We start from the raw sequence: 7,558 nt of genomic DNA, 5'->3' as shown, positions 1-7,558 counted from the left end.
GTCGAGGAGCAGCCCGCCGCCGAGCAGCAGGCCCAGCAGCCCGAGCAGCCCGCCGCCGACGAGGCGGGGGAGCAGCCCGAGCCGCAGCCCGAGGAGCCCGCCGAGCCGCGCGGCCCGGCCGCCCCCGGCTACGACGAGGCCGGCCGCGAGGCCGTCCACCAGGTGATCCGCGAGCGCCGCGACGTGCGCAACGGCTTCCGCCCGGACCCGATCCCGCACGAGGTGCTGATCCGCGTCCTGGAGGCCGCCCACACCGCGCCCAGCGTCGGCTACTCGCAGCCCTGGGACTTCGTGGTGATCCGCTCGGCGAAGACCCGCAGGCGGATGCACGCCCTGGCCGAGCACCAGCGCGAGGCGTACGCGGACTCGCTGCCCAAGGGCCGGGCCAAGCAGTTCAAGGAAATCAAGATCGAGGCCATCCTCGAAACCCCGGTCAACATCGTGGTGACCGCCGACCGCACCCGCGGCGGCCGGCACACCCTCGGCCGGCACACCCAGCCGCAGATGGCCCCGTACTCGGCCGCCCTGGCGGTCGAGAACCTCTGGCTGGCCGCCCGCGCCGAGGGCCTGGGCGTCGGCTGGGTGAGCTTCTTCGACGACGAGGCGCTGGTCCGCGAGCTCGGCCTGCCCGAGCACCTGGAGGTCGTCGCCTACCTGTGCGTCGGCTTCGTCGACGAGTTCCCGGACGAGCCCGAGCTGGAGCAGCAGGGCTGGGCGAAGAAGCGCCCGCTGTCCTGGGTCGTCCACGAGGAGCAGTACGGCAACCGCGCGCTGCCCGGCGAGGAGCCGCAGAGCCTGCTCGCCGAGACCCTGCGCGGCATCCGTCCGCTGGACGCCAAGGCGCTCGGCGAGGCCTGGGACCGGCAGAAGCGGATGACCAAGCCGGCCGGCTCGCTCGGCATGCTGGAGATCATCTCGGCCCAGCTGTGCGGCCTGTCCCGCAAGTGCCCGCCGCCGATCCCGGAGCCCGCCTGCGTGGCGATCTTCGCGGGTGACCACGGCGTGCACGCCCAGGGCGTCAGCCCCTGGCCGCAGGAGGTGACCGCCCAGATGGTCGACAACTTCCTGGCCGGGGGAGCGGTGGTCAACTCCTTCGCCAAGCAGATCGGCACCGAGGTCTGCGTGGTCGACGTCGGCGTCGCCTCCGAGCTGCCGGACGCCGTCCAGCAGGGGCGCGCCACCGGCCTGCTGCCGCGCAAGGTCCGTCCCGGCACCGCCGACATGACCCAGGGCCCGGCGATGACCCGGGAGGAGGCCCTCAAGGCCATCGAGGTCGGCATCGAGACCGCCCGCGACCTGGTCGCGGCGGGCAACAAGGCGCTGGTCACCGGCGACATGGGCATCGCCAACACCACCGCCTCGGCCGCCCTGATCTCGGTGTTCACCGGCCTCGACCCGGCCGAGGTCACCGGCCGCGGCACCGGCATCGACGACGAGACCCACGCCCGCAAGATCGAGGTCATCCGCGCCGCGCTGGCCCTGCACCGGCCCGACCCGAGCGACCCGGTCGGCGTCCTCGCCGCCGTCGGCGGCCTGGAGCACGCCGCGCTGGCGGGCTTCCTGCTGGGCGCCGCGTCGCTGCGCACCCCCGTGGTCCTGGACGGCGTCATCGCCGGTTCGGCCGCGCTGGCCGCCAAGGCCATCGCCCCCGAGGTGCTGGCCGCCTGCATCGCCGGCCACCGCTCCGCCGAGCCCGGCCACCAGGCCGCGCTGGCGAAGCTCGGCCTGCGTCCGCTGATCGACCTGGACCTGCGGCTCGGCGAGGGCACCGGTGCCCTGCTGGCCCTGCCGCTGGTGCAGAGCGCGGCCCGGGCGATGCACGATGTAGCCACCTTCGACTCCGCCGGGGTCACCGAGAAGGCCTGACGCACCCCGTCACCGCTCCGTGGACCGGCCCGAGGGCGCGCCGGACCGCGGAGCGGTGTCGTGCCGTACCGTCCCCACACCCTCCCCCCGATCCAGGAGCACCGCCGATGACCGCGCCCACCCCGCACCCGAGCACCGAGGGCCGTACCCCCTACCCGGTCGGCCTGCTGCTGGCCGGCCGCCGCGTCGTCGTGGTCGGCGGCGGCCAGGTCGCCCAGCGGCGGCTGCCCGCCCTGATCGCCTCCGGCGCCGAACTGCACCTGATATCGCCGGTCACCACCCCGGCCGTCCAGGCCATGGCCGACACCGGTGAACTCACCTGGCACGCCCGCCCGTACCGGGACGGCGACCTGGCCGGTGCCTGGTACGTCCTGGTCGCCACCGACGACCAGGCCGTCAACACGGCGGTCAGTGCCGAGGCCGAGCGCGAGCGGGTGTTCTGCTCCCGCAGCGACGACGCCGCCGCGGCCACCGCCTGGACCCCGGCCAGCGGCCGCGACGCGGGCGCCACCGTCGCCGTCCTCACCGGCGACCCGCGCCACTCCGCCGCCCTGCGCGACACCATCGTGGACGGCCTGCGGGACGGCTCGCTCGCCGCCCGCCAGTACCGCTCGCACGGCGCCGGCGTGGCTCTGGTCGGCGGCGGCCCCGGCGACCCCGACCTGATCACCGTGCGCGGCCGGCGCCTGCTCGCCGACGCCGACGTGGTGGTCGCCGACCGCCTCGCCCCGCGCGAACTGCTCGCCGAACTGCCCGAGCACGTCGAGGTGATCGACGCCTCCAAGATCCCGTACGGCCGGTTCATGGCCCAGGAGGCGATCAACCGCACCCTGGTCGAGCACGCCAAGGCCGGCAAGTTCGTGGTCCGGCTCAAGGGCGGCGACCCGTACGTCTTCGGCCGCGGCGGCGAGGAGCTGCTGGCCTGCGTCGAGGCCGGACTGCCGGTCACCGTCGTCCCGGGCATCTCCAGCTCGATCAGCGTCCCGGCGGCGGCCGGCGTCCCGGTCACCCACCGCGGCATGACCCACGAGTTCACCGTGATCTCCGGCCACGTCGGCCCGGACGACGAGCGCTCGCTCACCAACTGGGAGGCCGCCGCGAAGATGAGCGGCACCCTGGTGCTGCTGATGGCCGTGGACAAGATCGGCGCGATCGCCGCCCGGCTGGTCGAGTACGGCCGGCCGGCGGACACCCCGGTCGCGGTCGTCCAGGAGGGCACCACCGCGGCCCAGCGCCGGGTGGACGCCACCCTCGGCACCGTCGCCGCCGTGGTCGAGGCCGAGGGCGTCAAGCCCCCGGCGGTCATCGTGGTCGGCGACGTCGTCAACGTGCTGGCCGCCGCCTTCCGGCCGTAGGCCGACCCGGAGCGGGAGGCCGGCCGGAGCGGGAAGCCGGCCCGGCCGGCCTCCCGCTCCACGGCTACTCCAGCGGCTGCTCCGTCCAGATGACCTTCCCGGTGGCCGTGTAGCGCGTCCCCCAGCGGTCCGCGAACTGCGCGACCAGGAACAGCCCCCGCCCGCCCTCGTCCTCGGTCGCCGCGTACCGCAGGTGCGGCGAGGTGCTGCTGCCGTCCGAGACCTCGCAGATCAGCGAGCGGTCCCGCAGCAGCCGCACCCGGATCGGCCCGGAGCCGTACCGGATCGCGTTGGTCACCAGCTCGCTCAGGATCAGCTCGGTGGCGAACGCGGCCTCCGCCAGCCCCCAGGCCGTCAGCCGCTCCGCCACCGCGGCCCTGACCTCGCCGACCGCCGCAGGGTCCGAGGGCACCTCCCACTGCGCCACCTGGTCCGGCGCCAGCACCCTGGTCCGCGCCACCAGCAGCGCGATGTCGTCCTGCTGGTGCACCGGCAGCATCGCCCCGAGCACGTCCGCGCAGGTCTGCTCGGGCGTGCGGGGCGGTCCGGCCAGCGCGGCCCGCAGCAGCTCCAGCCCCTCGTCGATGTCCCGCTTCCGGTCCTCCACCAGCCCGTCCGTGTACAGCACCAGCCGGCTGCCCTCGGCCAGCTCCAGTTCGGCGGTCTCGAACGGCAGCACCGCCAGGCCCAGCGGCGGCCCGGTCGGCAGCTCCGGGAACACCACCCGGCCCTGCGGGTCCACCACGGCCGGCGGCGGGTGCCCGGCGGTGGCCAGGGTGCAGCGACGCGACACCGGGTCGTAGATCGCGTACAGGCAGGTCGCGCCCGCCAGCTCCGCGCGCTCGCCGCCCGCCGCCTCGTCCTGGTCGATCCGGTTCACCAGCTCGTCCAGGTGCCCCAGCAGTTCGTCCGGGGGCAGGTCCAGGGTCGAGAAGTTGTGGATCGCCGTGCGCAGCCGGCCCATCGTCGCCGCCGCGTGCAGTCCGTGCCCGACCACGTCCCCGACCACCAGCGCCACCCGCGCGCCCGGCAGCGGGATCACGTCGAACCAGTCCCCGCCCACCCCCGCCTGGGCCGGCAGGTAGCGGTGCGCCACGTCCAGCGCGGTCTGCTCGGGCAGCCTGCGCGGCAGCAGGCTGTGCTGGAGCGTCACCGCCATGGTGTGCTCCCGGGTGTAGCGGCGGGCGTTGTCGATGCACACCGCCGCGTGCGCCACCAGCTCCTCGGCCAGCGCCAGGTCCTCCGGCTCGAACGGTTCCGCCCGCTGCGCCCGCCAGAACCTGGCCACCCCCAGCAGCACCCCGCGTGCCCGCAGCGGCACCCGGACCAGCGAGTGCACCCCGTACGCCAGCACTTGCGCCGACCGCTCCGGGTCCTGCTCCCGCCACCGGGTAGCCTCCGCCAGGCGCGGCTCCATGCCGGGTTCCCCGCTGTTCAGCGCCCCGGCCAGCGGGGTCGAGGGCACCACCTCCAGCACCGTGCCGACCGGGTAGAACGGCGCGTCGTCCCGTACGCCGGTCACCGCGACGCGGCGCATCCGCCCCAGCGAGGGGCCGGGCGGCGGTTCCTCCCCGGCCGGTACCTGGTCCGCCAGGTCCACCGTGACGAAGTCCGCGAACCGCGGCACCGCGACCTGCGCCAGCTCCTCCGCGGTCCGCGTCACGTCCAGCGTGCTGCCCACCGTCACCCCGGCGTCGTACAGCAGCCGCAGCCGGCGCTGGGCGCGATCGGCCCGGCCGGACAGCGCCGCCAGCTCGGTGGAGTCGCGCAGCGTGGCGACGCAGCCGGGCCGGTCACCGGGCCGGTCGATCAGCCGGACGTTCACCGCCAGCAGCCGCTCCCCGGACAGCACCACCTCGTCGGTCACCGGCCGGCCGGCGGTCAGCAGCTCCAGCGGCGCCTGCTCCAGGCCCAGCCCGGTCACCGGCCTGCCCTCGGCGTCCGGCGGCAGGTCCAGCAGCCGGCGCGCCTCGTCGTTGCAGAGCAGCAGCCGCCCGTCCCCGCCGACGATCATCACGCCCTCGCGCACCGCGTGCAGCACCGCCGCGTGGTGCTCGTACATCCGCGTCATCTCGACCGGCCCGAGCCCGTGCGTCTGGCGCCGCAGCCGTCGGCTGATCAGCGCCGCCCCGAGCGTGGCCAGCCCCACCGCGGCCGCCGCCGCGCCCAGCACCACCGGCAGCTGCCGCTCGCTCGCGCTGCTGACGCTGCTCAGCGTCACGCCGGCCGCGACCAGCCCGACCACCGAGCCGTCCGGCGCGTACACCGGCACCACCGCCTGGACCAGCGGACCAAGCGTCCCCGCGACCTCCTCCGACACCACGTGCCCCTGCAGCGCGGGCTGGTAGGTGCCGACGAACTTCTGGCCGATCCGCTCCGGGTTCGGGTGGGTGTAGCGGATGCCCTGGTTGTTCAGCACGACGATGAAGTCCACGCCGGCGGAGATCCGGGCGGACTGCGTCCTCGGCTGCAGGATGGCCGTGGGGTCGGGGGAGCGCAGCGCGTCGACGATGCCGGGGGAGCTGGCGAAGGTCTGCGCCACCGCCACCGAACGGTTGCGCGCCTCGTGCTCGGTGTCGTTGCGGGACTGCACCACCAGCGCCACCGCGGCCGCGACCACGAGCAGCAGCACGACCAGGACCTGGAGCGCGAACACCTGCCCCGCCACCGAACGGTGCCACACCGACCACCACCGCTTCGCGTGCGGCAGCTGCGGCCGACCGTGTGGGCGCCCACCGGAGGAGCCGGCGGTGCCAGTGGCGCCAGAGGCCGACGGAGCCCAGGATCGGCCCGGATTTCGGGCCATACGGTCATATTTGCACTACGGCTAGCCGGGGACCACCCCGCTCCCCGGCCGTTTGGCCTTCCCCGGCAGGGCTTGGCAAGATCACAGGGTGTCCGAACCCCGCACCATCACCGATCCGGCCGACCCGCGCCTCGCCGACTACACCGGCCTCACCGACGTCGAGCTGCGCCGACGCCGCGAGCCCGCCGAAGGCCTCTTCATCGCCGAGGGGGAGAAGGTCATCCGCCGCGCCCTCGCCGCCGGCTACCGGATGCGGTCGATGCTGCTCACCTCCAAGTGGCTGGAGGTGATGGGCGACGTCATCGCCGAGGCCGACGCCCCCGTCCACGTGGTCGAGCCCGGGCTCGCCGAGGCCGTCACCGGCTACCACGTGCACCGCGGCGCCCTCGCCTCGATGGAGCGCAAACCCCTCCCGGACGCCGCCGACGTGCTCGCCGGGGCCCGCCGGGTCGCCGTGCTGGAAGGGCTGGTCGACCACACCAACCTCGGCGCCATCTTCCGCAGCGCCGCGGCCCTCGGCATGGACGCCGTGCTGCTCTCGCCCGACTGCGCCGACCCGCTCTACCGGCGCGCCGTCAAGGTCTCGATGGGCGCCGTCTTCGCGGTCCCGTACGCCCGTCTGGACCCCTGGCCCGCCGCCCTGGACACCGTCCGCGAGGCCGGCTTCACCCTGCTCGCCCTCACCCCCGCCGACACCGCCGTCGACCTCCGCACCCTCACCCCGGACCGCCTCCCCAGGGCGGCCCTGATGCTCGGCGCCGAGGGCGACGGCCTCACGCCCCGCGCCATCGCCGCGGCCCATCACCCGGTCCGCATCCCGATGGCCCACGGCATCGACTCGCTCAACGTCGGCGCCGCCGCGGCCGTCGCCTTCTACGCCGTCAGCACCGCCACCCCGTAGTTCCTCCACCCGCGCCGAGGCACGAGAAGTCGGCCGGTCCGACTTCTCGTGTGTGTGCGCTGCGCCTTCGGAACCGCCCCGCGCCGGAAGCCGCTGGCCGGAAGCAGGCCTGCCCGACGTCCCGCGGTCAGCCCGTGGGAGCGGTGGGCGGGGCCGGGGCGGCGGCGGGGGGCGGAGTGGTGGCGCCGGGCCAGGATTCGTCGAGGGTGCCGTCGGCGCGGACGGTGTAGCGGGTGGAGGTGACCGCGCCGGTGGCGGCCGCATGCTCCTCGCGGACGACCGTGCTGCCCTCCAGTCGCCAGCTGGCCGCCGCCTGCGGATCCGCCACCGAGGTGCGGGAGGCGGCGGCGACCGGGGAGTCCCCGGCGAAGGTGTAGAGCTGGACGAGGTCGACCGGCGCCGAGCCGTCCGCCCGCCGCAGGACCACCACCGCGGCCGGCAGGCCCTTGTACCTGGCCGGCAGCACCGCGCTCAGCGCGACCTGTGGCCCGCCCGCGGCCGAGTGCCCGTTCTGCAGCACGATGGCCGGCCCGCCGGCCCAGTCGGGGTAGCTGCGGTTCGGCCAGTCCACCGCCGGCACCGGCACCTGCGGGGGCGTCAGTCCGCCGTCCGCACCCGCGCGGGCGGCGG

At 75.4% G+C, this 7,558-nt stretch carries 5 protein-coding genes; 3 read left to right on the top strand and 2 right to left on the bottom strand.

What is annotated here, in order from left to right:
* Both cobT and cobA read left to right on the top strand, forming a co-directional pair.
* Positions 1-1,866, top strand: a 1,866-nt coding sequence (cobT, locus tag BU198_RS21605; RefSeq protein WP_223244741.1) for a nicotinate-nucleotide--dimethylbenzimidazole phosphoribosyltransferase, incomplete at its 5' end; no start/stop codon positions are given.
* Between the two features lie 107 nt (positions 1,867-1,973).
* Positions 1,974-3,221, top strand: a complete 1,248-nt coding sequence (gene cobA, locus BU198_RS21600) for a uroporphyrinogen-III C-methyltransferase (protein WP_188298516.1) — start codon at positions 1,974-1,976, stop codon at positions 3,219-3,221.
* Between the two features lie 64 nt (positions 3,222-3,285).
* Here cobA and BU198_RS21595 read toward each other — a convergent pair whose 3' ends face one another.
* The gene (locus tag BU198_RS21595; protein ID WP_188298515.1) at positions 3,286-6,027 is read right to left on the bottom strand and encodes a SpoIIE family protein phosphatase/ATP-binding protein; all 2,742 of its coding nucleotides are present in this window, start codon (positions 6,025-6,027) and stop codon (positions 3,286-3,288) included.
* Positions 6,028-6,115: 88 nt separating this feature from the next.
* On the opposite strand from BU198_RS21595, the gene BU198_RS21590 reads away from it, so the two are divergent.
* The gene (locus tag BU198_RS21590) at positions 6,116-6,928 is read left to right on the top strand and encodes a TrmH family RNA methyltransferase (protein WP_188298514.1); all 813 of its coding nucleotides are present in this window, start codon (positions 6,116-6,118) and stop codon (positions 6,926-6,928) included.
* A gap of 127 nt (positions 6,929-7,055) precedes the next feature.
* Here BU198_RS21590 and BU198_RS21585 read toward each other — a convergent pair.
* A partial coding sequence (locus BU198_RS21585; protein WP_223244739.1) for a hypothetical protein occupies positions 7,056-7,558 on the bottom strand: 503 nt, incomplete at its 5' end.

The organism is Streptomyces sp. CBMA156, assembly GCF_014596515.1.
Classification (GTDB): Bacteria; Actinomycetota; Actinomycetes; order Streptomycetales; family Streptomycetaceae; genus Kitasatospora.
This window is presented reverse-complemented; position numbering and strand designations above follow the sequence as displayed.